The organism is Pseudarthrobacter sp. MOO14, from assembly GCF_058267675.1.
The window spans coordinates 3,296,763-3,319,440 of record NZ_CM177849.1 but is presented as its reverse complement, the minus strand read 5'-3'; the positions used below and the strand labels follow the sequence as shown (position 1 = coordinate 3,319,440).

The 22,678-nt window shown below is 66.7% G+C and carries 22 protein-coding genes and 1 tRNA gene; 7 read left to right on the top strand and 16 right to left on the bottom strand.

Features of this window, described 5'->3' with window-relative positions; translation table 11 throughout:
* Positions 1–8: 8 nt before the first annotated feature.
* The 11 genes from AC4EEV_RS15495 to AC4EEV_RS15445 form a co-directional block, all read right to left on the bottom strand.
* Complete coding sequence (locus tag AC4EEV_RS15495; RefSeq protein ID WP_491329371.1) at positions 9–1,007, bottom strand: sugar phosphate isomerase/epimerase family protein; 999 nt, start codon at positions 1,005–1,007, stop codon at positions 9–11.
* 141 nt (positions 1,008–1,148) lie between these two features.
* Positions 1,149–1,838 (bottom strand): GntR family transcriptional regulator, encoded by a 690-nt coding sequence (locus tag AC4EEV_RS15490; protein WP_491329370.1) that lies wholly within the window; start codon positions 1,836–1,838, stop codon positions 1,149–1,151.
* A 118-nt stretch (positions 1,839–1,956) separates the two neighbouring features.
* Positions 1,957–2,733: an SDR family NAD(P)-dependent oxidoreductase gene (locus tag AC4EEV_RS15485; RefSeq protein WP_133832510.1), complete on the bottom strand. Its 777-nt coding sequence runs from the start codon at positions 2,731–2,733 to the stop codon at positions 1,957–1,959.
* A gap of 9 nt (positions 2,734–2,742) precedes the next feature.
* Positions 2,743–4,092: an MFS transporter gene (locus tag AC4EEV_RS15480; RefSeq protein WP_018762178.1), complete on the bottom strand. Its 1,350-nt coding sequence runs from the start codon at positions 4,090–4,092 to the stop codon at positions 2,743–2,745.
* 216 nt (positions 4,093–4,308) lie between these two features.
* Positions 4,309–5,040 carry a FadR/GntR family transcriptional regulator gene (locus AC4EEV_RS15475; RefSeq protein ID WP_018762177.1) on the bottom strand — a complete coding sequence of 244 codons (732 nt, stop codon included), beginning with the start codon at positions 5,038–5,040 and terminating at the stop codon, positions 4,309–4,311.
* A 171-nt stretch (positions 5,041–5,211) separates the two neighbouring features.
* Positions 5,212–6,114, bottom strand: a complete 903-nt coding sequence (sucD, locus tag AC4EEV_RS15470) for a succinate--CoA ligase subunit alpha (RefSeq protein WP_018762176.1) — start codon at positions 6,112–6,114, stop codon at positions 5,212–5,214.
* 10 nt (positions 6,115–6,124) lie between these two features.
* Entirely contained in the window at positions 6,125–7,294 is a 1,170-nt protein-coding gene (sucC, locus tag AC4EEV_RS15465) for an ADP-forming succinate--CoA ligase subunit beta (protein WP_018762175.1), read from the bottom strand.
* Between the two features lie 224 nt (positions 7,295–7,518).
* A complete protein-coding gene (locus AC4EEV_RS15460) occupies positions 7,519–8,196 on the bottom strand; it encodes a hypothetical protein (protein ID WP_491330898.1) in 678 nt (225 codons plus the stop codon).
* A gap of 60 nt (positions 8,197–8,256) precedes the next feature.
* The gene (locus AC4EEV_RS15455) at positions 8,257–8,805 is read right to left on the bottom strand and encodes an NAD(P)H-dependent oxidoreductase (RefSeq protein ID WP_018762173.1); all 549 of its coding nucleotides are present in this window, start codon (positions 8,803–8,805) and stop codon (positions 8,257–8,259) included.
* Between the two features lie 51 nt (positions 8,806–8,856).
* Positions 8,857–9,858, bottom strand: a complete 1,002-nt coding sequence (locus AC4EEV_RS15450; RefSeq protein ID WP_491329369.1) for an alcohol dehydrogenase catalytic domain-containing protein — start codon at positions 9,856–9,858, stop codon at positions 8,857–8,859.
* Between the two features lie 13 nt (positions 9,859–9,871).
* Complete coding sequence (locus AC4EEV_RS15445) at positions 9,872–10,549, bottom strand: NADPH-dependent F420 reductase (RefSeq protein WP_491329368.1); 678 nt, start codon at positions 10,547–10,549, stop codon at positions 9,872–9,874.
* Positions 10,550–10,670: 121 nt separating this feature from the next.
* Between AC4EEV_RS15445 and AC4EEV_RS15440 the strand changes: the two genes are divergently transcribed.
* Positions 10,671–11,252, top strand: a complete 582-nt coding sequence (locus tag AC4EEV_RS15440; protein ID WP_240617838.1) for a TetR/AcrR family transcriptional regulator — start codon at positions 10,671–10,673, stop codon at positions 11,250–11,252.
* Positions 11,253–11,309: 57 nt separating this feature from the next.
* Here the strand turns inward: AC4EEV_RS15440 and pcrA are convergent, their stop codons facing one another.
* On the bottom strand, positions 11,310–13,802 hold the full coding sequence (gene pcrA, locus AC4EEV_RS15435) for a DNA helicase PcrA (RefSeq protein ID WP_491329367.1): 2,493 nt from the start codon (positions 13,800–13,802) through the stop codon (positions 11,310–11,312).
* Positions 13,803–13,879: 77 nt separating this feature from the next.
* Positions 13,880–14,710: an inositol monophosphatase family protein gene (locus AC4EEV_RS15430; protein ID WP_491329366.1), complete on the bottom strand. Its 831-nt coding sequence runs from the start codon at positions 14,708–14,710 to the stop codon at positions 13,880–13,882.
* Positions 14,711–14,742: 32 nt separating this feature from the next.
* On the opposite strand from AC4EEV_RS15430, the gene AC4EEV_RS15425 reads away from it, so the two are divergent.
* Positions 14,743–15,369, top strand: a complete 627-nt coding sequence (locus tag AC4EEV_RS15425; protein ID WP_491329365.1) for a hypothetical protein — start codon at positions 14,743–14,745, stop codon at positions 15,367–15,369.
* Here the strand turns inward: AC4EEV_RS15425 and AC4EEV_RS15420 are convergent.
* Positions 15,366–16,136, bottom strand: coding sequence for a DUF998 domain-containing protein (locus AC4EEV_RS15420; protein ID WP_491329364.1), 771 nt, complete (start codon positions 16,134–16,136; stop codon positions 15,366–15,368). The genes AC4EEV_RS15425 and AC4EEV_RS15420 overlap by 4 nt on opposite strands.
* Before the next feature lie 82 nt (positions 16,137–16,218).
* On the opposite strand from AC4EEV_RS15420, the gene AC4EEV_RS15415 reads away from it, so the two are divergent.
* The 3 genes from AC4EEV_RS15415 to AC4EEV_RS15405 all read left to right on the top strand — a co-directional run bounded on the left by AC4EEV_RS15415 (position 16,219) and on the right by AC4EEV_RS15405 (position 17,197).
* Positions 16,219–16,291: transfer RNA gene (locus AC4EEV_RS15415), tRNA-Arg, on the top strand.
* A gap of 1 nt (position 16,292) precedes the next feature.
* The gene (locus AC4EEV_RS15410) at positions 16,293–16,778 is read left to right on the top strand and encodes a DUF6314 family protein (protein ID WP_491329363.1); all 486 of its coding nucleotides are present in this window, start codon (positions 16,293–16,295) and stop codon (positions 16,776–16,778) included.
* A complete protein-coding gene (locus tag AC4EEV_RS15405) occupies positions 16,775–17,197 on the top strand; it encodes an NUDIX hydrolase (protein ID WP_133832518.1) in 423 nt (140 codons plus the stop codon). Before AC4EEV_RS15410 ends, AC4EEV_RS15405 begins: the two co-directional genes overlap by 4 nt.
* On the opposite strand, the gene AC4EEV_RS15400 is transcribed toward AC4EEV_RS15405, so the two are convergent.
* Together AC4EEV_RS15400 and AC4EEV_RS15395 are read right to left on the bottom strand one after the other, a co-directional pair.
* Entirely contained in the window at positions 17,194–19,107 is a 1,914-nt protein-coding gene (locus AC4EEV_RS15400) for an ABC transporter ATP-binding protein (protein ID WP_491329362.1), read from the bottom strand. The genes AC4EEV_RS15405 and AC4EEV_RS15400 overlap by 4 nt on opposite strands.
* A 2-nt stretch (positions 19,108–19,109) precedes the next feature.
* Positions 19,110–20,771, bottom strand: coding sequence for an ABC-F family ATP-binding cassette domain-containing protein (locus AC4EEV_RS15395; protein WP_018762162.1), 1,662 nt, complete (start codon positions 20,769–20,771; stop codon positions 19,110–19,112).
* A 253-nt stretch (positions 20,772–21,024) separates the two neighbouring features.
* On the opposite strand from AC4EEV_RS15395, the gene AC4EEV_RS15390 reads away from it, so the two are divergent.
* A complete protein-coding gene (locus tag AC4EEV_RS15390) occupies positions 21,025–21,756 on the top strand; it encodes a hypothetical protein (RefSeq protein ID WP_491329361.1) in 732 nt (243 codons plus the stop codon).
* Entirely contained in the window at positions 21,753–22,487 is a 735-nt protein-coding gene (locus AC4EEV_RS15385) for a hypothetical protein (protein ID WP_491329360.1), read from the top strand. The genes AC4EEV_RS15390 and AC4EEV_RS15385 overlap by 4 nt, the downstream gene beginning before the upstream one ends.
* Positions 22,488–22,678: the final 191 nt, after the last annotated feature.

Genomic DNA, 22,678 nt, shown 5'->3' with positions numbered 1-22,678 from the left:
CCGGCCGGCTAGCGTGCAGGGACTGCCGCGGGGGTTTGCCGGCCCTGCGCCACCAGGCTGGTGCCCAGGGCATAGCCGTCGCGCTTGGGCAGGACCTGGCGCCGGAGGTAATCCTGGTTGGCGGCGGTGACGCTCAGGCCGTCGCCGCCGTAGTGCTCCGTGCAGATGATGCCCTGGAAGCCGACGGAGATGGCGAACTGGAACGCCTCGCGGTAGCTGATGAGGCCTGATTCCATGGGAGCCGGCATGGCGACGTACTGGTTGCGGGCCTGGTTTTCATCGCGGATGTAGTTCTTGACGTGCCAGTAGTTGGAGTAAGGCAGGGTCTTGTGCACCAGCTCCCGCCAGTCTTCGATGGGGCGGTGCAGGCGGATCAGGTTACCCAGGTCCGGGTTCAGCCCTACGTTGGGCAGGTCGATGTCCTGGACCAGCTGCACGGAGGAATCGCCGGTGCCCAGGTACGTGTCCTCGTACATCTCCAGCGACACCAGGAGGCCAAGTTCGGCGGCGTGCTTGCCCACTTCGCGGATACGGGTGACGGCGTTGTTCCAGCTTTCCTTGTCCCCCACCGGATCTTTGTGGCCCTCGACGGTCCAGAACCACAGCTGCTTCCGCTGCTCGGGGGTAATGGCCTGGTGCAGCCCGATCGAGACAACCTCGCAGCCAAGCTGTGCTGCGGCGTCGAGCGTGCGGTGGGTGTAGGCAAGGTTTTCTTCCCAGTTGCCTTCCTCGATCACGCTGCGGCGGATGGCCGAGATGGAGGGAAGTCCGAGGCCGGCGGCCGTGGCAGCGGCTTTCAGCTCGTCCAGCCGGGCGCTGGAAAGGTCGCCGGGGCGGACCCAGCTGTCGGTGAGGTCGGCATTGGTGAAACCGGCGTCGGCGACTTCTTCGAAGACCTGCTGCCAGTCTCCGGCAGGGGCGTCCTGGACGGCGGTTCCGTCCGGCCGGGTTCCGGGGAACTGCAGCAGGGCAGCGGCGATGGGCCAGTTTTCAGCGGTGTACGGCATTGTCACTCCAGATCATGAATCGCATTTCCTATAGGATCTATGCTGTTCGACGGCATTGTCAAGGGGTCTTGTGAAGGCCAATGGGCCATGAGGTGGCGACCGGGGGCCGCGGGGCCGCCAGGACAGCGCCGGGCGGTGCTGCTAGTTTCGCACTTCGCTGTCGTGTTGCGAGCGCTGCTTGACGCCTTCGATGTGGTCGATCATCTTCTGCCGGGCAAGCTCGGCGTCGCCGGCTTCAAAGGCTTTCAGGATCTCCGTGTGCTCGGCAATGGCGTAGTCGGCGTCCGTGACGCCCAGGCCCCCGAAGAAACGGAAACGCTGCACCTGGCCACCAAGGGCGTTGTACGCGGACAGCAGGAACTGGTTGTTCGCCGATTCGGCGATCATGCGGTGGAAGCGTTCGTCCGCTTCCCAATAAGCGCGGAACTCGGCGAACGATGGGCCGCGGGGCGCCGCTTTGAGGTCCTCGATGGCCTGCTGGAGCCGCCCGGTGAGTTCCTGGTTCGCGTGTTTGCAGGCCATGAAGGCATTGGCCGGTTCGATCACCAGCCGCGCGTCCATCAGGTCTGCAAGCTCTTCCGGAGAGAACAGGGGCGCCACCCGGTATCCGCGCAGGGCCATCCGCCGGACCATACCGGTGGCTTCCAGCCGCGCGAGCGCCTCACGGACCGGGGTCGGGGAAACGTCCAGTTCCCGGGCCATGCCATCAATGCTGACGGGGGTACCGGCTTCCAGCCGGCCGTCCATCAAGGCACCCAGGAGCGCCTCGTAAACGTGGTCGGCGAGGACCTGCCTGCTGACGCCGCCCGAGGCCTGGTTTTTGGTTGCCATGTAGAAATCCTATAGCCGGTGAACTGGCGGGAACGCTGCGGAGCCGGGTGTCCCCGGGCACACCCACGCCGGTGCCGTGCGGCCGCCACGCCGCACGGCACCAGTCCCGGCTGCGCGGTCAGGAGACCTGCAGGCCGCCGTTGATGTCGTAGGTGGCCGCAGTGATGTAACCGGCGTCCTCGCCCAGGAGGAAGGCGATCAGGGCACCCACTTCTTCCCTGGTTCCCACCCGGCCCATCATGATGCCCTCCGACATTTGGGCTTTCCGCTCGTCGGTCAGCGTGCCGCCCATGATGTCCGTGTCGATCGGGCCCGGCGCGATCGCGTTCACGGTGATGTTGTGCTCGCCCACTTCCCGGGCCAGGGCACGGGTGAAGCCCAGGATTCCTGCTTTGGAGGCACTGTATGCCACTTTGGAGTAGGTGCCGCCGCCGCGCTGGGCGGAGATGGAGGAGATGCTGACGATCCTGCCCAGTCCGCGTTCGATCATGCCTTTGAGGACGCGCTGGGACACGATGAACGTGCCGCGCATGTTGATGGCGAAGACCTTGTCCCATTCCGCCACCGTGGTCTCCATGAAGGGGGTGGGCGAACTGATTCCGGCCAGGTTGACCAGTCCCACGATGGGTGGAAGGGCCTGCTCGATCTCCGTGATGGCCCGGTCCACGGATGCTTCGTCCGACACGTCGGCTCCCACGCCGATCGCTTTGACCGCCCGGCTGGAACCGATTTCGGCGGCTGCCGCCTGGGCGTCCTCGGCATTGATATCCAGGATCGCGATGGACCAGCCCTCGCTGGCCAGCCGGTCAGCCGTGGCTCGGCCGATGCCGCGCGCCGACGCCGCACCGGTCAGGACGGCGGTGCGTTCCGCGGGGAAGATGTGCTGTGTGGTCATGGGGGTCTCCTAGTGGGTTTCGGGGGCAGGGACGGTGGCTCCGGCGGCGGAGGCACCTTCGGGCCGCTTGCGTGCGTAGAGGTAGGTGGCGGCGGCGGTCACGGCCAGGCAGGCGGCCAGGAACACCAGGCCGGTCTGGCTGTTCCCCGTGGCGTCCTTGAGGATGCCCACGATGTAGGGGGCCACGAAGCCGCCCAGGTTGCCAAGGGAGTTGACCATGGCAAGGCCCGCTGCGGCCGCAGCGCCGGTGAGGGCGGCCGACGGCATGGCCAGGAAGGGTGCGATCGCCGAGTAGATCCCCATGGCCGCGAGCGTCAGGAAAACCATGGCCAGCACGGCATTGACCGGGAGCAGGTACCCGGCGCCCAGGAGGCCGACGGCGGCGAGCACCATGCTCATGCTGGCGTGCCACACACGGTTGCCGGTGCGGTCCGAGCGCTTGCTCCAGAAGTAGACGAACACGGCTGCGATGGCGTAGGGGATGAAGACGATGAATCCCACCTGGGTGGAGTCGAACGTACCAAGCGCCTTGACGATGGTGGGCAGCCAGAGCCCCAGGCCATAGATGCCGCAGACCAGGCCAAAGTACAGCGCCGAGTAGGCGATGGTGCGCGGGTCCTTCAGGCCGGCCAGGAAGTTGTGGTTGCCGGACTTCTGCTTGTCCGCCAGTTCCGCGGCCATGGTCGTAGAGAGCCATTCGCGCTCCTCCGGCTTGAGCCACTTGGCGTGTTCCGGGCGGTCCGTCATGACGAAGGGCGTGATGATGCCCAGGATGATGGCGGGGATGCCTTCAAGGATGTAGAGCCACTGCCAGCCGTGCAGGCCCGCGACGCCTTCCAGGTTCAGGAGCATGCCGGAGACGGGAGCACCGAGGGCGTTGGAGATGGGCTGGGCCAGGATGAAGATGCCAAGCACAGTCACGCGCTGCGCCGCGGGGAACCACAGGGTCAGGTAGAAGAGGATGGCCGGGAAGAAGCCGGCTTCGGCCGCTCCAAGCAGGAAGCGGATCACGTAGAAGGTGGCTTCGCCGTTGACCAGGAACATGGCCGTGGCGAAGATGCCCCAGCTGATCAGGATGCGGGCAATCCACTTGCGGGCACCGTAGCGGTACATGCCGCCGTTGCTGGGGATTTCCAGCAGGGCGTAGCCCAGGAAGAAGATGCCGGCACCCAGGCCATAGGCAGCCTCGGTGAGGCCGATGTCGCCCTGCATGCCAAGCTTGGCGAAGCCGACGTTGTTCCGGTCGAGGTAGGCGATGAAGTACAGAAGGACGATCAGGGGCATCAGCCGCCGACGGACCTTGCGGAGGGTGGTCTCGCCCAGTTCGCTGAGTGCGGGGGCGGCGGTACGGGAGCTCATCGCTGGCCTCCCGCGGTGGCGTGGGGACCTTTATGAGGGGAATGCGCGCACATAACGACTCCTTTGGCTGGCGGCATTTCGGGGGATTTTGATATCAGATGTCTGATGTCTGACTGCGATTCTAGCCACAGGGAGATGTGGGCGTCAACACATGCGGGAGGCTGCCCGCGGGCGGCAGGGAGAACGGCGTGCAACCCGGGTTTCACCCGGCAGTGCCTAGCGGGCAGTCGCGCCGTTTCGGCTCGAGACGGCGAGGTAGTTCTCGTAGTCCTCGAAGGTCTGGGTGATGTGGGCGTCCATTGTGGAGCGCGCCGTGGCAGGATCGCCCTCGGCGATGGCGGCAAGGACCATTTTGTGGTGGTGGATGGCGTGGCGCTGCACGTCGGGGAAGGCTGAGGTCTCGCGGCGCATGGCATACAACAGGGTGGAAAGCTGGCCCAGCAGGGCGGGGACAAACGGGTTGCCGGACGCGCGCAGCACGGTGTCATGGAACGCGATGTCGGCGACGGTCAGGGCATCGACGTCTCCGGCATTGTGCGCCGCTTCCATCTGCTCCACGCTCTCCCGCAAGGCTGCAAGGTCAGCCGGGCGATGGCGGGAGGCGGCGAGTTCCGCCGCACCTGTCTCCACCATCCGGCGGACCTCGAGCAGGCGAAGGGCCACCTGGTCGGAGGCTACTCCCCTGGAGGCCGCCTGCATGATGGCGTCCATGCCGGTCCAGCGTTCGGGCGGGTTGACGAATGTGCCGAGGCCGCGTTTGACGTACACCACGTTCTGGGCCTTCAGCACTTTCATGGCCTCCCGGGCCGTCAGCCTGCTGACCCCGGATTCCTTGGCGATGTCCGCCTCCGGCGGCAGGGCGTCGTCGGCCTTGATCTCCCCGCTGAGAATGTGCTCAAGGACCTTGTCCACGACGACGTCAACCAGCGTGCGCCGCGCCTCTGCCATCCTGCTCCCCTGCCTGGGCACCGTGGCCCCTCTTGCCATTCAACCCTACTCGACGCAGGGAGTGCGGCGACGTCGGTTACGAGACCCGCTTAAACGCCGAACGCGGGGCCATGCCCGCCCGCCCCATCTGATGGGGCGGGCGGGCATGGCCCCGCGCTGAGTGCAAGTCCCCTAGAGGGCTGCGAAAACCTCGCGCAGCAGCTTGGCGGTCTCGGACGGCGTCTTGCCGACCTTGACGCCGGCGGCCTCGAGGGCTTCCTTCTTGGCCTGGGCGGTACCGGCGGAACCGGAGACGATGGCGCCTGCGTGGCCCATGGTCTTGCCTTCGGGAGCCGTGAATCCGGCCACGTAGCCAACAACCGGCTTGGTGACGTTGGCCTTGATGAAGTCGGCAGCACGCTCTTCGGCGTCGCCGCCGATTTCACCGATCATCACGATGGCCTTGGTCTCGGGGTCAGCCTCGAACGCGGCCAGGGCGTCAATGTGGGTGGTGCCGATGATGGGGTCGCCGCCGATGCCGATGGCGGTGGAGAAGCCCAGGTCGCGCAATTCGTACATCATCTGGTAGGTCAGGGTGCCGGACTTGGAGACCAGGCCGATCGGGCCCTTGCCGGTGATGTTGGCGGGGGTGATGCCCACCAATGCTTCGCCGGGGGTGATGATGCCGGGGCAGTTCGGGCCGATGATGCGGGTGACCTGGTTGCCGTCGGCGTCCACCTTGGACTGGGCCAGCGCCCAGAATTCGGCGGAGTCCTGGACGGGAACGCCTTCGGTGATGACCACGACCAGGCCGATGCCTGCCTCGATGGCTTCGACGACCGCGTTCTTGGTGAAGGCCGGCGGCACGAAGACGATGGAGACGTCGGCGCCGGTTTCAGCCATGGCTTCCTTGACGGTGCCGTAGACGTTGATTTCCTTGTCGCCGTGCAGGACCGTGGTGCCGGCCTTGCGGGCGTTGACGCCGCCAACAATGTTGGTGCCGGCCTTGAGCATCAGGGCGGTGTGCTTGGTGCCTTCGCCGCCGGTGATGCCCTGGACGATGACCTTGGAATCCTTGTTGAGGTAGATAGACATGGTGCGTCCCTTACTTAGCTGCGTTGGCGAGCTCGGCGGCCTTGTCGGCGCCCTCGTCCATGGTGGCGGCCAGGGTTACCAGCGGGTGGTTGGCCTCGGTGAGGATGCGGCGGCCTTCCTCGACGTTGTTGCCGTCAAGGCGGACTACCAGCGGCTTGTTCGCGGAGTGGCCCAGCTCGGCCAGCGCGCCAACGATGCCCTTGGCGACGGCGTCGCAGGCGGTGATGCCGCCGAAGACGTTGACGAACACGGACTTGACCTGCTCGTCGCCCAGGATGACGTCCAGGCCGGCGGCCATGACCTCGGCGGAGGCTCCGCCGCCGATGTCCAGGAAGTTGGCGGGCTTGACGTTGCCGTGGTTTTCGCCGGCATAGGCCACGACGTCGAGGGTGGACATGACCAGGCCTGCACCGTTGCCGATGATGCCTACTTCGCCGTCGAGCTTGACGTAGTTGAGGTCCTGCGCCTTTGCCTTGGCCTCAAGGGGGTCTGCAGCATCCTTGTCCTCGAGCTGCGCGTGCTTGGCGTGCCGGAAGCCGGCGTTCTCGTCGAGGGAGACCTTGCCGTCCAGGGCGACGATGTCGCCGGCGCCGGTCTTGACGAGGGGGTTGACCTCCACCAGGGTGGCGTCTTCCTTCTTGAAGACATCCCAGAGCTTGAGGATCACGGCGGCGACCTTGCCGCGCAGTTCCTCGGCGAAGCCTGCGGCTGCGACGATCTCGTCGGCCTTGGCCTGGTCGATGCCCACGGCGGGGTCGATGGCGATCTTGGCCAGCGCTTCGGGGCGTTCGACGGCGAGCTGCTCGATTTCCATGCCGCCCTCAACCGAGCACATGGCCAGGTAGTTGCGGTTGGCCCGGTCCAGCAGGACGGAGAAGTAGTATTCCTCGGCGATGTCTGCACCCTGGGCGATCATCACCTTGTTAACGGTGTGGCCCTTGATGTCCATGCCCAGGATGTTGGTGGCGTGCTCAAGCGCTTCGTCGGCAGACTTTGCGACCTTGACGCCGCCGGCCTTGCCGCGACCGCCAACCTTGACCTGTGCCTTGACAACAGTCACGCCGCCGATCTTCTCGGCAGCTGCCTTTGCTTCTTCTGGGGTGTACGCCACGATGCCGGCAAGCACGGGTACACCGTGCGCCTCGAACATATCGCGCGCCTGGTATTCAAACAGGTCCACGGTTTAGTGTCCTTCTACGTCGAAGTAGTTTCTGTACAGTCGGACACCATCGGAAGGACGATGACCGGGCTGCGGATTGCACGCACCGGCGGCCTGTCTGGAAACGAGCCACGCGGCGTAATGCTCCATGGGGAACTCTAGTCCTTTGGAGCGGCCGGGCCGTCCCAGAGTACCTCTTATGTGAGTAAGCACACTATTCTATGGGGCGTAGAAAAACCGCGGATTTACGGGGTTTTTGAGGCCCCTGCCTGCGGCGGGGCGGTGCTTTTGTCCGGTCCGGGAATCAGCTCGTAACGTTCAGTTGAAACGAAGAATCCGACGCCGGCGGAGACGTTTCCGCACGCCACACCGCCGTTGTAGGCCGAACAGCGCAGTCCGTTGCGCTCCAGGTTCTGCCCGTCGGCAAGCACGGGCAGCTGCGTCAGCGGTCCTGCCTTGTTTCCCTTGGGTCCGTAGGTTGCCTCGATGGTCGTCACGCCGGAACGGCACTCGCCGTAGCGTGCACTGTCCGGCGCCAGCAGGGCTGTGCCGCCGAGGTAGCCCAGGTGGGTTCCTGCGCAATCGTCCTTGATATCGGCGGCTTTTGGCGCCGGATAGGCGGCCAATTCACAGTGGGCCACGGGGACGATGGGCAGCTTGTTGTTGGCCGCGTTGCTGTAGCTGTTCTGCTCGTACGGCAGGTTCAGGTGCTCTCCACGGGCGGAGGTCAGCGAGCAGGCGACGGTCCGGTCGGCGGTAATGAAGGAGAGGACATCGCCGCCGCTGGAGAACTGCTTCGCGTCGGCCAGCGGCGCGTTCGCCAGCTGCTCCATCGGCGGCCGCGGAGGCGGCGGGACATAGGAAGGGTCGCTGGTTGTCACCGAGCATCCGGTGCCGGCCATCAGGAATAGGGCAGCGAGCATCCCCCACGTAGTCCGTCGCATGGCCTCCATTATGCCCCGCCACCGGAAGACGGGGCGCGCTCAGCTGCCTGCTGTTGCAGGCACCGCGGAGAGCAGGTCCCGGTATCGCCGGGAATGCGCCGCCAGTTGTTCCGGCGTCGCCCCATGCGCCCCGTGCAGGACCACGGGCTCGGCCATGTCCAGCCCGCAGAGGTGTGCGGTGGCCTCCAGGGGCCGCAGCAGCTCGGCCATGGTGAAACGGTTGTGGCCTGCTGGCGAGTACGAGGATTCCGGTCCCCCGGTTGAGGTGACAAGCTGCAGGCGCTTCCCGTGCAGCGCGTCCCCACCGGCGCCGTAGGCAAAACCGCGGGTGAGCACCTGGTCCATCCATTCCTTCAGCAGTCCGGGAACCGAATACCAGTGCCAGGGAAACTGCAGCACGATGGTGTCGTTTTCCCGCAGGTACCGCTGTTCCAGCTCGGCGTCCACGCGACGGTCAGGGTAGAGGGACGCCAGGTCCCGGACTGTGACACCATCAAGGTCCCCGATGGAGGCGGCGAGATGGGCGGTGACCCGGGATCCTGCCAAATCGGGGTGGGCAACAATGACAAGGGTGCGTTGGTTGGTCATGGAGAGTCCGTATGTCCTTCCGGTGCAGCTTCGGGTTCCGGCGCCAGGGGCCTAGTCATTGGTCAGGACGACGCGGAAGCGCGCCCGGCCGGACATCATCCGGTTGAAGCCCTCGGCTGCCTGCACGAGCGGGTAGGTTTCGATCATGGGGCGCACCCCGGTCATCGCCGCGAAGCGAAGCGCGTCCTCGGAGTCTTTCGCCGTCCCGGAGGCATGCCCGGCGATCGAGCGGCTGCCGCCCACGAGGAGGCCGGCGTCAACCGGGACTGGTTCGTGCGGGACGCCAAGGACCACGAGCCGGCCACGGGCCGCGAGCCCCGGAACGGCGGCAGACATCGCATGGGCGTCGGTGACGGCGGCGAGGACGACGGCGGCACCGCCGAGGCCCCTCAGTTCCGCGGCGACGTCGGAACTGAGGCTGTCAACGTAGTGGTGGGCGCCGAGGTCACGGGCAAAGGGTTCCTTTTCGGCGCCGCGCGCAATGGCGACGGTTTCGAATCCCATCCTGGCCGCGAACTGGACACCGAGGTGTCCCAGGCCACCCAATCCAAGGACGGCAACGAGGTCTCCCGGTCGGGCACCGCTGTGGCGCAATCCGTTGAAGGTGGTGACGCCTGCGCACATCAACGGAGCAGCTTCAGCAAGCGTGAGTGCGTCGGGGACGGCAGCGAGGGCATCAGCCGGGGCGAGGACGTACTCCGCATAGCCACCATCGGCAGTCAGCCCGGTGATTTTTCCGGCCTCGCAGGAGATGAAATCCCCACGCCGGCATGGGTCGCACTGGAAGCACGCCCCGCCGAACCATCCGACGCCCACGCGCTGGCCGGGCGCCCACCGGGTCACACCGTCGCCCACCAGCTCGACGGTTCCGGCGACCTCGTGGCCGGGGATGCGCGGGTAGGAAGATGCCATACCTGCTCCGGGCATGGCATCACTGTGGCAGATGCCGCTGGCTGCAACCTTGATGAGTACATGTCCGTGGGGAACTTCCGGGCGATCGGTTTCAGCGAGCTGCAGGCTCGCGCCCGGAGCGGTGATGTGGACGGCTTTCATGGTGGTTGTCCTGTCAGCGGACGATCTTGAAGTTGAAGGCAGGCGTTCCGAGTGCGCCCCACAGGCGGAGCCAGACGGGCAGCAGCATTTCGGTTCCGCGCGCCGTGGTGATGTCGCCGAGGTCGATGACGTCCTGGTGGCCGAAGTCCTTCAGGAGTCCGGTGACCACGGCCTTGGCTTCGGCGTCGTTGCCGGAGACGAAGACGGATCCGGGGTCGGACAGCTGTCCGGGATAGGCCATCAGGTCCGCGTTCATGGTGTTGAGGGCCTTGACGACGCGGGCCGCGGGGAAGGCCCGCTGGATTTGCTCGGCCAGGGAATCGGTATCCTTGACGAAGAGGGTGGGAGGCATGCCGTTGCTGAAGTCGAGCGGGTTGGCGATGTCCAGGACCACCGCGCCGTCGAGGTTTTCCGGGCCGACCTGCTCCAGCACCTCGAGCGATGCACCGCCGTTGGTTGCGTTGATGATCAGCCCTGCGCCTTCCGCCGCATCCGAGAACCGTGCCACCTTGATGGCCGGGTTCTCAGCGGCCCAGGTCCCAAAGGCCGGGTTGCCCATGGCGTCAGCTGCGGTCCGGGACATGGCGGCCGCGGGGTCGCGGGTGCCGATGGTGACGGAATGGCCGAGCTCCGCGAGGCGTGCGGCAATGGTCCGGCCAACCATTCCGGTTCCAAGTACTGCTGTCTTCATGGTGTTCTCCTGGTGATGGCGGGGCCGCCATTCAATGTGACGGATCGTTCCCAAGTTTGTGACGGATCGTTCCGTCTGTCAAACTGGGTCAGTCGGTATCGGAGCACACTGGAGGAGAATTGTGGCGCGCAGGACGGCTGAGGAAAACCGGCGCAATGTACTTGGGGTGGCCACGCGGCTGTTCTACGCCCACGGCATACGGGCCGTGGGCATGGACACCGTGGTCAAGGAGTGCGGGGTGGGCAACGCGACCGTCTACCGCCAGTTCCCCACCAAGGACGCCCTGGCCACGGCTTATGTCCAGGGCCGGGCAGACGCCTGGTTCGAGCGCATGCGTGAGGCCGCCGGCGGGCAAGGATCTCCGCAGGACAAACTCATTGCCGTGTTCGACATACTGGCCTCCGACTGCGCCGGAAGCAGCTACCGGGGGTGCCCCATGCTGAACACCAACACGGAGTTCCCCGACGGCGTGCACCCGGCCCACCTCGCCGCGGTCGCCCACAAGCAGCAGGTCCGCGACTGGTTCCACACCCTGGCGGCCGAGGCGGGGGCCGAGGAACCTGACCGGCTCGCCGAAGAACTCCTCATTGTCCTCAACGGCGCCTACGCCACGGCCGCGGTCCTGGACGGCGCGGTGTATGGGTCGCGTGCGGTGGAAATGGCCCGCCGCCTGGTGGCCGAGTCCTGCCCGGCCCGCAGTTAACGCCGCAACGGTGGATGCTCTTGGCGGGAGCCCGCGCGTCCGCCCGCTCGTCCGCCCCTAGGCGTCGAGCTTGGTCAACGGCGCGTAGCGCAGCAGCAGGCGCTTCTCGCCGACGTCGAACTTGACCTTCGCGACCGTCTTGTCCCCCGCCCCTTCGAGCGCCAGCACCGTACCGTTTCCGAAGCTGGTGTGGTTGACCTTGTCCCCCACGCTGACGGCAATGATTTCCTTCTGCGGTTGCACCCGGGTCTTGGCAAGGAACGCCGGAACGTCGGCATTGAATCCGGCGGAAGAATCCGCCGCCGCTCCGCGGGAGGTGCCGGCGCCCCAGAAGGACCCGCTGTAACGGCCGGACCCGATGGAACCTCCGCCGGCCCACGACTGCCGGCTGGTGCCCTCACGTTTCCACTCAAGGAGCTCTGCGGGAATCTCCTCGAGGAACTGGCTGGCTGGGTTGTACTGGCTCTGGCCCCACATGCTGCGGACCTCGGAGCGGGTCACGTACAGCCGCTTGCGGGCACGGGTGAGTCCCACGTACGCAAGCCGGCGTTCCTCTGCCAGTTCCTTGGGATCGGTGGCGGATCGCTGGTGCGGGAACAATCCATGTTCCATGCCAGTGAGGAACACCACCGGGAATTCCAGGCCCTTGGCCGTGTGCAGGGTCATCAGCGTGACCACGCCGAGACGCTTCGCCTCGGCCACGGCGGCATCGATGTCCGCGCCGGGGGCGTCCGGGATTTGATCGGCGTCGGCCACCAGCGAGACTTGCTCCAGGAACGCGGCCAGGCTGCCTTCCGGGTTCTCCTGTTCATATTCGCGGACCACGGCAACCAGTTCCGCCAGGTTTTCCACGCGGGATTCGTCCTGGGGATCGGTGCTGGAGCGCAGAGCGGCCAGGTATCCGGTCTGTTCCAGGACAGCTTCGAGTGCGGCGGCGGCGCCGGACCCCACCGCAACTTCGGCGAGGTCGTCCAGCATCTTCACGAAGCCCAGGACGGCATTGACGGACCGGGTGGCCATCCCGGGTGCCTGGTCGGCGCGGCGGGCGGCTGCCATGAAGGAGGTCCGCTCACGCTCGGCCAGCGCTGCCACCGCACCTTCGGCGCGGTCGCCGATGCCGCGTTTTGGCTCGTTCAGCACCCGGCGGAGATTGACGTCGTCGTCCGGGTTGACCAGGACCCGAAGGTAAGCCAGGGCGTCCTTGATTTCCTTGCGTTCGTAGAAGCGCGTGCCGCCCACCACCTTGTAGGGCAAGCCCACGCGCACCAGCACATCCTCAATGGAGCGGGACTGGGCATTGGTCCGGTAGAAGATGGCAACATCACCGGGCCGCAGGTTGTCTTCGTCCTGGAGCCGGTCGATCTCCTTGGCGATGAACTGCGCTTCGTCGTGCTCGTTCTCGCCCACGTATCCGATGATTTTGTGGCCTTCGCCCTCGGCCGTCCAGAGCCGCTTTTCGGGCCGGTTGGGGTTGCGCGAGATCACCGAGTTGGCGGCGCTCAGGATGTTTTGCGTGGAGCGGTAGTTTTGCTCCAGCTTGATGGTCCGGGCTTCCGGGTAGTCCTTTTCGAATTCCACGATGTTGCGGATGTCGGCGCCGCGGAAGGCGTAGATGGACTGGTCGGAATCGCCCACCACGGTCAGTTCCGAGGCGCCCGGCCCTTCGCCCACAATTTCGCGCACTAGCGCGTACTGGGCGTGGTTGGTGTCCTGGTATTCGTCCACCAGGACGTGGCGGAACCGGCGGCGGTAGGACTCTGCCAAGGCCGGGAAGGCACGGAACATGTAGACGGTTTCGGCGATGAGGTCGTCAAAGTCCATCGCGTTGGCCTGCCGGAGGCGCTGGGTATAACCCTTGTAGACGTCCGCAACGGCGTGCTCGAACGGATCGTTGTAGTTGGCCTCGGAGGCAAAGGAGTCGGCGTCGATGAGCTCGTTCTTCAGCGCGGAGATCTTGTGCTGTATGGCCTTGGGCGCAAACTTCTTGGGGTCCAGGTCAAGGGACTTGGAGACCTGGGTAACCAGCCGCAGGGAGTCGGCGGAGTCGTAAATGGAGAAGTTCGATTTCAGCCCGACGTTGGCCGCCTCCTGCCGCAGGATGCGCACGCAGGACGAGTGGAACGTGGAGATCCACATGATCTTGGCGCGTCCGCCCACCAGCGCTTCGATGCGCTCCCGCATTTCGGCGGCCGCTTTGTTGGTGAAGGTAATGGCCAGGATTTCGCCGTGGTGGGCTCGGCCGGTGGCAATCAGGTAGGCGATCCGGTTACTGAGCACGCGGGTCTTGCCGGATCCTGCACCGGCGACGATCAGCAGCGCCGGGCCTGAGTGCTTGACTGCCTCTTCCTGCTGCGGGTTCAACCCCTCCAGCAAGGCTGCGGCATCCGGGCGGTGGCCCCGGGAATGCCCTTCCGGTGCCTGTCCTGCGCGCACGCCTCCCCCGCCCCCGGGGACCGCAACGGCGCCTTCGGAGGGCGACTTGGTGCGGGCGGTGGTGGCAGGAGCGGCCTTGAACGGCCCGTCAGAGTATGGGTCAAACAACATATCCATGATGCCTACAAGTCTAGGCGGTGGGACTGACACCGCCTTCCAGGCTGTGGATTACTGGCTGTGTGCCCGCGGTGGTGCTACGCCACCGAGCCTGACAGGAGGGCCGCACGCAGCTCCCGGACCGCCGTCGTTCCTCCTGCGATGAACCACTCCAGCCCGTTGACGTGGACGGTGTCCACGGCCCCGCCGGCTGCAAGAACGATCGCCTTGCCCGGCAGCCAGTCCCACTCCGGGCAGCTGTGCTGGAACCAGCACCCCAACTGGCCGTCCGCCACCCGGCCAAGGTCGCAGGAACCCGAGCCCAGCATGCGGAGGGACGCTGCGGACGTTGCCGCGGCGTGCCACGGCATGGCGCACAGGGGATCCATCAGCCACGTGGGGTGGATGTAGGTGGCGGCGCCGAGTTCGGCCACGGGAGTGGTGTTCCGCTTGCCGCTGTCGTCGGCGAAGACGGTGAGCGCTTCGCCGTTACGGGTGGCGGGCCGGTCCCGTCCGCCGAGCCAGAGTTTGTCCTCCTCTGGCTGGAAGACGGCGCCGAGCAACACGTCGGCGGAATCCTTGAGCGCTATGGCTGAACACCAGTAAGTGGAGCCATGCAGGAAGTTGTAGGTGCCGTCCACGGGGTCGATCACCCAGGTCCGGCCGCTCGCTCCCTGGACGGACGCGCCCTCCTCGCCCAGGATGCCGTCGTCCGGCCGGCAGCGCCGCAATTGCTCCAGCACGTAGGCCTCCGCGGCGTGGTCGGCCGCAGTCACCACGTCCGAGACGGAGGTCTTCTGTTCCGGTTCCAGGCCGGCCATGCGCATGAGGAGCGCCAGCTGTCCTGCTTCACGGACCAGCGCCGCCGCCAGCTCGTAGTCGTCCAATGCGGGGTCAAGAACAGCTGCGCTGTGTCGGCCAGTGGTCATGGGTTCAGTTTATGGGGCGGGATAATGGTGCCATGGCCAAAACCCCTGCCCAGCGGATCAAGAAGCACGGCGCCAACGCGGTTGTGCCGCAGCATCACCTGCCACCGGTGGTCAACCCCTCCACCGCGCGCACGCCGGAGAAGGCGCAAGGCAACAGCAACCTCATTGTCATTGCCGGCGTGGTGGCCAGCCTGTTCCTGTTCTGGTACCTGCACCTGCTGACCCTGACCCAGATGACGCAGCTCTCCCAGGAGATGGCCATGCCGGATTCTCTGGTGGGCGGCTTCGATGCCGGCTACATCGGCCGGCTGCAGGCGGTCATGAACGGCGACGCCCTGGGCCAGCTGAGCTACGTCCACAAGACTGCCGGGACGCTCTTCCCGCTGATTTTTGGCTTTACCTGGCTTCTCCTCATCGGGACCAACGTGGCGCGGAAGGCGCTCCGCTGGGCGCTCTGGGCTTTGCCCATGATGTTCGTGGTGGTCCGGTTGGGCGGCAACGTGGCCATTGACGCCATGATGGCTTCCAGCGGACCCGACGCCGGCCAGGTCGCCTTGGCGTCCGGCCTCACCGTTGCCGGCTGGGTACTTCTGGTGCTGAGCCTCTTGGCCGGGGCCGCGGCGGTGTTCCTCAACAGGCGGCAACGGAAAGGGCGTTAGGCAGCTGTTGCCCTGGCGCGCGCCGCTGCCCGCCGTTCCTTCCGGTGCCGCCGCACGCGCTGCGCAATGACCAACCCGGCGGCGGCCATCCCCACCGTGACCGGATAGCCCATCAGCCGTTCCAGCGTGCCGGGCTCGGGCACCTCCATGCGGGTAAGGCCGCCGGTCGCCACGGCCGCCAGCGACACGCCTCCGCAGACCAGCAGGAACCACGCCATGCCGGTCTGCCGCCGCCACAGGATGCCCAGGACCAGCAGGGCACACCCGCCGGCCAGGAAGTAGGTTATGGCCCCCACGTAATGCAAGGGTGAGCCGGCGTCTTCCGGGACCAGGCCCACCACCACGGTCCCTGCCCCCGCGGCCCCGGTCAGCACCCGCACCCACACGGCGGCCAGCAGCGGCCTCCTGTGTGCATGGTCAACCCGGGCACCATGCCGTGCCGCGACGCACAGCAACCCCGAGCTCAGCAGCACCGCACCCAGCAGCAGTCCAAGGCCCTGGAGGACGAACGAGCCGTTCATCAGCCAGTTCAGCGGCGAGCACACCTGCCGCCCGGCATGGACGCCGCAGTGCAGCGCACCAAGGTCGCTGATGTAGCCGGTCCTGAGGTCATACGGACGCGGGCCGGCCCAGGCAAGGGCCACCACCGCCTCGGCGAGGAAGTACTGCAGCACGCTCAGCACGGACCAGGCGCCGATGTAGTGCCGGGTGGACGCGGTGTCCGGCAGGTAGGCGGCAGCGGGAGTGGCAGTCGGGGCTGGACTCATGGTTTGAGCGTAGTACGGCCCGGCACCTTGTATGCTTGTAACCGTGTTCGGACCAGCCGGCCCCGCCGGTTGCCGAATGCCCGCCCTCGTAGCTCAGTGGATAGAGCACGGCTCTCCTAAAGCCGGTGTCGTTGGTTCGATTCCAATCGAGGGCACTTGAACTCCAGTTCCCCGCAGTCCGTCCTTCGCGCCTACCTCCTGGGCAGCCCGGCGGACGGTCCCTCCGCACCGGAGCGGCCGGGACGCTGGCGGGTGGAGCGCGATCTGCTGGACAGGTCGGACGGCACCCGCGGAACCTTTACCGGCGTCGTGCTCTACACCCCAACGGACGACGACGGCCTGGCCCTTCGCGAGGAAGGCACCATGCGCTGGCCTGCTTTCACCGGCCCCGCCTCACGGGAGTACGTGCTGAAGGCGTCCCCGCGGAAGGACGCCCTGGACATGTTCTTCCCGGACGGCCGCCCGTTCCACCGGATGAGCTTTACCCCGGATGCCAGCCATGACGCGCACTGGTGCGACCCCGATACCTACCGCGTGACCTACACCTGCCAATCACCTGACCGGTTCAGCTACAGCTGGGACGTTACCGGTCCCCGTAAGGACCTGCTGCTGGTCTCGCACTTGGAAAGGATTCCCGCATGAAGGACAGGATCGTGGTGTCCGCCGTCTGTGTGTTCGATGACGCCGGGCGGCTCCTGACCGTCCGGAAACGCGGCACGGCCATGTTCATGCACCCCGGCGGCAAACCGGAGCCGGGTGAAACCGCCGTTCAAGCCGCAGCCCGCGAGCTGGCCGAGGAGGTGGGGATCGTGGTCCCGCCGCAGGAGCTGGAACTAATGGGGGTCTGGGTGGCCGATGCCGCCAACGAGGCCGCCACCGACATCGAGGCAACCGTTTTCCTCGCCCCGGGTACCTGGCAGGCCAACCCGGCCGCGGAGATCGCCGAGATCCGTTGGCTGGACTACGCCGGGAGGGACGGCGCATCCCTCCCGGCGGACCTCGCACCGCTGCTCACGGACCACATCCTCCCCGTGCTGGCCGCGCGGCCGCTCCGCCGCTAGAACTCAGGGACGGCTTCCTCCGCGACGGCGGTGGCTTCGGCGAACTGGGTCCGGTAGAGCTCCGAGTAGCGGCCGCCCGCGGCCAGGAGCTCGGTATGGGTTCCGCGTTCGACAATCCGGCCGTCTTCCACCACCAGGATGGCGTCGGCGGCACGCACGGTGGAGAGCCGGTGGGCAATCACGACGGCGGTCCGGCCCTCGAGCGCGGCGCCCAGGGCCGCCTGGACGGCGGCTTCATTCGTCGAGTCCAGTGCTGCGGTGGCCTCGTCCAGGATGACCACCCGCGGCTGGGCGATCAGCAGGCGCGCGATGGTCAACCGCTGGCGTTCACCACCTGAGAGCCGGTAGCCCCGCTCCCCCACCACGGTGTCCAGTCCGTCCGGCAGGGACCGGATCATGCCTTCAAGCCGCGCCTGCCGGAGCACGTCCCACATGTCCTTCTCGGTGGCGTCCGGCCGGGCCAGGCGCAGGTTGGAGGCGATGGACTCGTGGAACAGGTGCCCGTCCTGGGTCACCATGCCCAAGGTGTCGCGCAGGGAATCGAAGGTGGTGTCCCGCACGTCCAGGCCAGACCCCGGCCTGGTACCGCCCAGCCGCACCGCGCCCGAATCGACGTCGTACAGCCGTGACAGCAGCTGGGCGATCGTGGACTTGCCCGCCCCGGAGGAGCCCACCAGTGCCACCGTCTGGCCAGGCTCCACCCGGAAACTGATGCCGTGCAGCACTTCCTCGCCGCCGCGGGTGTCCAGCGTTGAGACTTCTTCGAGCGATGCAAGGGAGACCTTGTCCGCCGACGGGTATGCGAAGCGGACGTTGTCGAATTCGACCGACACAGGACCGGCAGGCACGGGCACGGCGTCCGGTTTCTGCTGGATGAGCGGCATCAGGTCAAGGATTTCAAACACGCGTTCAAAGCTCACCAGCGCACTCATGACCTCCACCCGGGCGTTGGACAGCGCCGTAAGCGGGGCGTAGAGCCTGGTCAGGAGCAGCGCCAGGACCACCACGTCACCGGGCGCCAGTTGTCCGCCAAGGGCAAGCCAGCCGCCCAGGCCGTACACCAGGGCCAGCGCCAGTGCGGACACCAGGGTCAGGGCCGTGACGAACGTGAACTGCAGCATGGCCATCCGGACGCCGATGTCGCGTACGCGGCCGGCCCGGGCGGCAAACTCCCGGGACTCTTCGTCCGGGCGGCCGAACAGCTTGACCAAGGTGGCACCCGGTGCGGAGAACCGCTCCGTCATCTGGGTGCCCATGGCGGCGTTGTGAGCTGCGGCTTCGCGGCGCAGGTCTGCCAGTTTGGAGCCCATGCGCCGGGCCGGGATCAGGAAGATCGGCAGCAGCACCATGGCGAGGACGGTCACCAGCCAGGACCGGTTGAGCATTACGGCCAGCGTCAGGATCAGCGCCACCGAGTTGCTCACGACGCCGGAGAGGGTTCCGGCGAAAGCGGACTGTGCCCCGATGACGTCATTGTTGAGGCGGCTGACCAGGGCTCCCGTCCGGGTGCGGGTGAAGAAGGCAATGGGCATCCGCTGCACGTGGTCGAAGACCCGGGTGCGCAGGTCAACGATGACGCCTTCGCCGATGGTCGAGGACAGCCAGCGGGTCAACAGGCCCACCCCGGCCTCCGCGACGGCGACGATGGCGATCAGGACCGCCAGCCAGATCACCGTGCCGGCGGCGGCCTTGGCGATGATGGCGTCAACCACCTGGCCGGCGAGTACCGGGGTTGCGACGGCAAGGATCGCCGCGACGATGGAGGACAGCACAAAGGCGATGAGCTTGCCCTTGTGCGGGGCGGCGAAGGCCAGCACCCGTTTCAGGGTTTCCTTGGAGAACGGCTTCGAGCCGCTCTTGGCGGTGCTGATGTTATAGAGCGAGCTCCAGGCCACGCGGTCCATGCTCATGGTTATTTCTCCTGGCTTGCAGTGTGGTGGAGCTCCTGGACCTTGCCGTCTTCCAGGTGCCACCGTGAGTCGAGCCGAACATTTTCGAGCAGCCTGCGGTCGTGGGTGACCAGCAACAGGGCGCCGTCGTAGCTTTCCAGGGCCTCTTCCAGTTGCTCAATGGCGGGCAGGTCCAGGTGGTTGGTGGGTTCGTCCAGGACCAGCAGGTTCACCCCGCGGGCCTGGAGCAGCGCCAAAGCTGCCCGGGTCCGTTCTCCGGGCGACAGGGAATCCACGCTCCGGGACGTGTGGTCCGCCTTGAGGCCGAACTTGGCCAGGAGGGTGCGGACGTCGGCGCTGTTCCAATCGGCCAGGACGGCCTCCACGGCGTCGCCCAGGGGCCGGGCACCGTCAAGCAGCCCGCGGGCCTGGTCGATTTCGCCGACGGCGACGGAGGCACCCATGGAGGCTTCGCCGTCGTCCGGTTCCTGGGTGCCCAGCAGCAGCCGCAACAGGGTCGACTTCCCGGCGCCGTTGGGCCCGGTAATCCCGATGCGTTCCCCGCCGTTGAGCTGGAGGTTCACCGGGCCCAGCGTGAAGTCCCCCTGGCGGGCCACCACCCCGCGCAACGTGGCGACGACGGCGCTGGAGCGGGGTGCCTGGCCGATGCTGAACTGGAGCTGCCACTCCTTGCGGGGCTCCTCCACCACGTCCAGCCGGGCGATGCGGGACTCCATTTGCCGGACCTTTTGGGCCTGCTTCTCCGAGGACTCCGTGCTGGCGGCGCGGCGGATCTTGTCGTTGTCCGGGCTCTTCTTCATGGCGTTCCGGACGCCTTGGGAGCTCCACTCGCGCTGGGTCCGTGCACGGGACACCAGGTCTGCCTTGGTGGCGGCAAAGTCCTCGTACTTCTCGCGGGCGTGCCGGCGGGCCACCGCGCGTTCCTCGAGGAAGGCGTCGTAGCCGCCGTCATAAACGGCCACGCTGTTCTGGGCAAGGTCCAGCTCGACCACGCGCGTCACACAGCGGGCCAGGAACTCACGGTCGTGGCTGACCAGCACCACGCCGCCGCGAAGCCCCTGGACGAAGTTTTCCAGGGTGGCCAAACCGGCGAGGTCCAGATCGTTCGTGGGCTCATCGAGCAGCACCACGTCGAACCGGCTCAGCAGCAGCGCGGCAAGGGCGACCCGGGCGGCCTGGCCGCCGGACAGTCCGGTCATCAGCGCATCCGGGCCGGCGTCCAGTCCGAGGTCGGCGAGCGCAGCCGGAATGCGGTCATCGAGGTCCGCAGCGCCGGAGGCCATCCAGCGGTCGAAGGCCCGTGAGTAGGCATCGTCGGCCCCGGGTTCGCCGGAACCCAGGCCCTCCGCGGTGGTTTCCATCTGCAGGGTCGCTTCCGCGCAGCCGGTCCGGCGGGCAATGTAGCCGGCCACGGTCTCCCCGGAGAGGCGTTCGTGCTCCTGCGGCAGCCAGCCAACGAAGGCGTCGGCCGGGGCCAGGCTGATTGAACCGTCCTGCGGCTGGTCCACGCCGGCGAGGAGGCGCAACAGGGTGGACTTCCCGGCGCCGTTTGCTCCCACCACCCCGACGACGTCGCCCGGGGCGACCGTCAGCGAAAGCCCGGAGAAGAGCACACGGTGGCCGTGGCCGCCGGAAACATCCTTGGCAACGAGGGTTGCAGTCATTGATTCGTCCTTTCGCCACTGCCCGGGCAGCCAATATGCGGCCGGCGCAGCAGCGGTTACGGGGCCGCGGTGCCGCTGGGGCTGCAGGACATAGAAGAACCCGCTGGTCCGGACTTGGGGGGTGTACGGACCAACGGGCTCGACCATCAACTATAGACGAATGTGGGGCGCGGGCAAAATCCGCGGCACGGGTCCGGGCCGGCCGGCACGGTAAAGTTATCCACACCACCATACGTTCTGCAGAGGGCTTTCCATGACCATTCCCGCCAAGGCGTTTCAACGCTGGCTGCAAAGCATCGCACCCGATGCCAGCACTGCGGACGTCTGCCGGGTTTCCGGGATCAAGCGCACCACCCTCGCCCAGCAGCTGGTCCGGGGAAAGGTGGCCGTCCACACCGTGGTCAGCATCAGCCGCGCCTATCACGCGAATCCGGTCGCTTCGCTGGCCGTCTTCGACGATTACCGCGTCCTGGCCGGCCCACCCCACCCGCCGACGAAGTGTGAGCTGGTAAGCCAGATTTCCACGCCCGATCTCCTGCGGGCCCTCCTGTCCCGGTCCGCCATGGACCCTGCCCCGGGATCTGCCGCACCCGCCCTGGGCCCGGCCCCGCACGCCACTTCGGTGAAGAACTGGGTTGATGCGATCGACGACGGCGAGGTCCGGCAGCGGGTGTCGGCCAGCACCGGGGTGGCTCCGCAAAACTATTCAGCCCAGCTGACGGCCAACCGGCTCTCCCCCGAACTCGCCATGGCCACCGCCGTGGCGGCGGGGGTGGGCCCCGTGGGCGGCCTGGTGGCGACGGGACTTGTCACCGAGGAGGAAGCCGGCTGGCCCGCGGGGGCCCGGCAGGCCGCACTGGACAGCCTCTCCGACGGTGAACTCACCGTGCTCGCGGGAGACCGGCTGCAGGCCCTGGGCAAAGTGCTGCGCCGGCATGAACATGACCAGGCGCAAACGGAAAAAATATGGGAGAACCTGGGATGATCGAGACTCTCCAGTGGAGCACGCTGGCCATTTGCGGCCTCGTCGCCGCAGCACGCATTCCCAGTGCCCTCCGCGGCGAAAACCGTTCCTTGTTCGGCATCTTCGCTCTGATGACGCTTGCCATCCTCTTGAGCATCCAAGGCCCTTACCTCGTCATCGACCAGGCGATGGGCGGAATCAACCTGGCCAACCTGCTGCTGCGCTTCGTCGTCTTCGGCGCCATCTTCTTCCTGGGCATCCGCGTCTCCAGGGGCTTCGGGGCGGACGGCGCCTACCGGCTGATCACGGGAAAGACCGGGCTCATGGTCCTGCTCACCATCTCCGCCGTAATGGTTGCCCTGTTCCTGCTGATGGACACGTCGGGCTCCTCCGCCGGCTTGATGGCCATTTCCGCCAAGGGCGGACGCAACTCCGCCGTCGTCGAGTATTACGGCGCCGCCGGCCGGGCGTACCCCGCGTTCGTTGCACTCGCCCTGGTTCCGCCGATGGTGCGCGCAGTGCGGGAACGCCTGCCCCTCCTGGTGCGGATTGCCGCCGGATTGCTGGCACTGGGCGGGGCAGCCGTTGCGCTGACCCTGCTCTTTCCCTTGATCCCGCCGTCGATGAGCGCGGCGGAATTCATCATCAATTACTCGGCAGTCCTCTGCTACGTCGTCGGCCTGGCCCTGATCTGGACAGCCCGGATCGTCAACCGGCATTCGGGGTCCCGAAAGACATCTACCGAAATGTGACCTTTTCCGCTTTCACAAAATCATTAGCGTGTGACACAATCATGAATGTGTGAAGGCGGGCGGACCAGGCGCTTTTGAACGGGGATAAATTCTGAATCGCCGGGCTGTCCAAGATGCCTTCGCACACATTGGGGGGATGAGTGGTGGCGGATCGTTGGGGACCGCCCCCACTCAGCCTGTTTAAGGGCTCT

What these genes read in the sequence shown, in the direction of transcription:
- AC4EEV_RS15480 (WP_018762178.1), bottom strand. Translation starts at nt 4,092, where the DNA reads ATGAGCTCCCGTACCGCCGCCCCCGCACTCAGCGAACTGGGCGAGACC.
- AC4EEV_RS15455 (WP_018762173.1), bottom strand. Translation starts at nt 8,805, where the DNA reads ATGACCAACCAACGCACCCTTGTCATTGTTGCCCACCCCGATTTGGCA.
- AC4EEV_RS15420 (WP_491329364.1), bottom strand. Translation starts at nt 16,136, where the DNA reads ATGAGTCCAGCCCCGACTGCCACTCCCGCTGCCGCCTACCTGCCGGAC.
- AC4EEV_RS15425 (WP_491329365.1), top strand. Translation starts at nt 14,743, where the DNA reads ATGGCCAAAACCCCTGCCCAGCGGATCAAGAAGCACGGCGCCAACGCG.
- AC4EEV_RS15405 (WP_133832518.1), top strand. Translation starts at nt 16,775, where the DNA reads ATGAAGGACAGGATCGTGGTGTCCGCCGTCTGTGTGTTCGATGACGCC.
- pcrA (WP_491329367.1), bottom strand. Translation starts at nt 13,802, where the DNA reads ATGGATATGTTGTTTGACCCATACTCTGACGGGCCGTTCAAGGCCGCT.
- AC4EEV_RS15460 (WP_491330898.1), bottom strand. Translation starts at nt 8,196, where the DNA reads ATGCTCGCTGCCCTATTCCTGATGGCCGGCACCGGATGCTCGGTGACA.
- AC4EEV_RS15475 (WP_018762177.1), bottom strand. Translation starts at nt 5,040, where the DNA reads ATGGCAGAGGCGCGGCGCACGCTGGTTGACGTCGTCGTGGACAAGGTC.
- AC4EEV_RS15385 (WP_491329360.1), top strand. Translation starts at nt 21,753, where the DNA reads ATGATCGAGACTCTCCAGTGGAGCACGCTGGCCATTTGCGGCCTCGTC.
- AC4EEV_RS15445 (WP_491329368.1), bottom strand. Translation starts at nt 10,549, where the DNA reads ATGAAGACAGCAGTACTTGGAACCGGAATGGTTGGCCGGACCATTGCC.
- AC4EEV_RS15485 (WP_133832510.1), bottom strand. Translation starts at nt 2,733, where the DNA reads ATGACCACACAGCACATCTTCCCCGCGGAACGCACCGCCGTCCTGACC.
- sucD (WP_018762176.1), bottom strand. Translation starts at nt 6,114, where the DNA reads ATGTCTATCTACCTCAACAAGGATTCCAAGGTCATCGTCCAGGGCATC.
- AC4EEV_RS15430 (WP_491329366.1), bottom strand. Translation starts at nt 14,710, where the DNA reads ATGACCACTGGCCGACACAGCGCAGCTGTTCTTGACCCCGCATTGGAC.
- AC4EEV_RS15390 (WP_491329361.1), top strand. Translation starts at nt 21,025, where the DNA reads ATGACCATTCCCGCCAAGGCGTTTCAACGCTGGCTGCAAAGCATCGCA.
- AC4EEV_RS15490 (WP_491329370.1), bottom strand. Translation starts at nt 1,838, where the DNA reads ATGGCAACCAAAAACCAGGCCTCGGGCGGCGTCAGCAGGCAGGTCCTC.
- AC4EEV_RS15450 (WP_491329369.1), bottom strand. Translation starts at nt 9,858, where the DNA reads ATGAAAGCCGTCCACATCACCGCTCCGGGCGCGAGCCTGCAGCTCGCT.
- AC4EEV_RS15400 (WP_491329362.1), bottom strand. Translation starts at nt 19,107, where the DNA reads ATGAGCATGGACCGCGTGGCCTGGAGCTCGCTCTATAACATCAGCACC.
- AC4EEV_RS15395 (WP_018762162.1), bottom strand. Translation starts at nt 20,771, where the DNA reads ATGACTGCAACCCTCGTTGCCAAGGATGTTTCCGGCGGCCACGGCCAC.
- AC4EEV_RS15495 (WP_491329371.1), bottom strand. Translation starts at nt 1,007, where the DNA reads ATGCCGTACACCGCTGAAAACTGGCCCATCGCCGCTGCCCTGCTGCAG.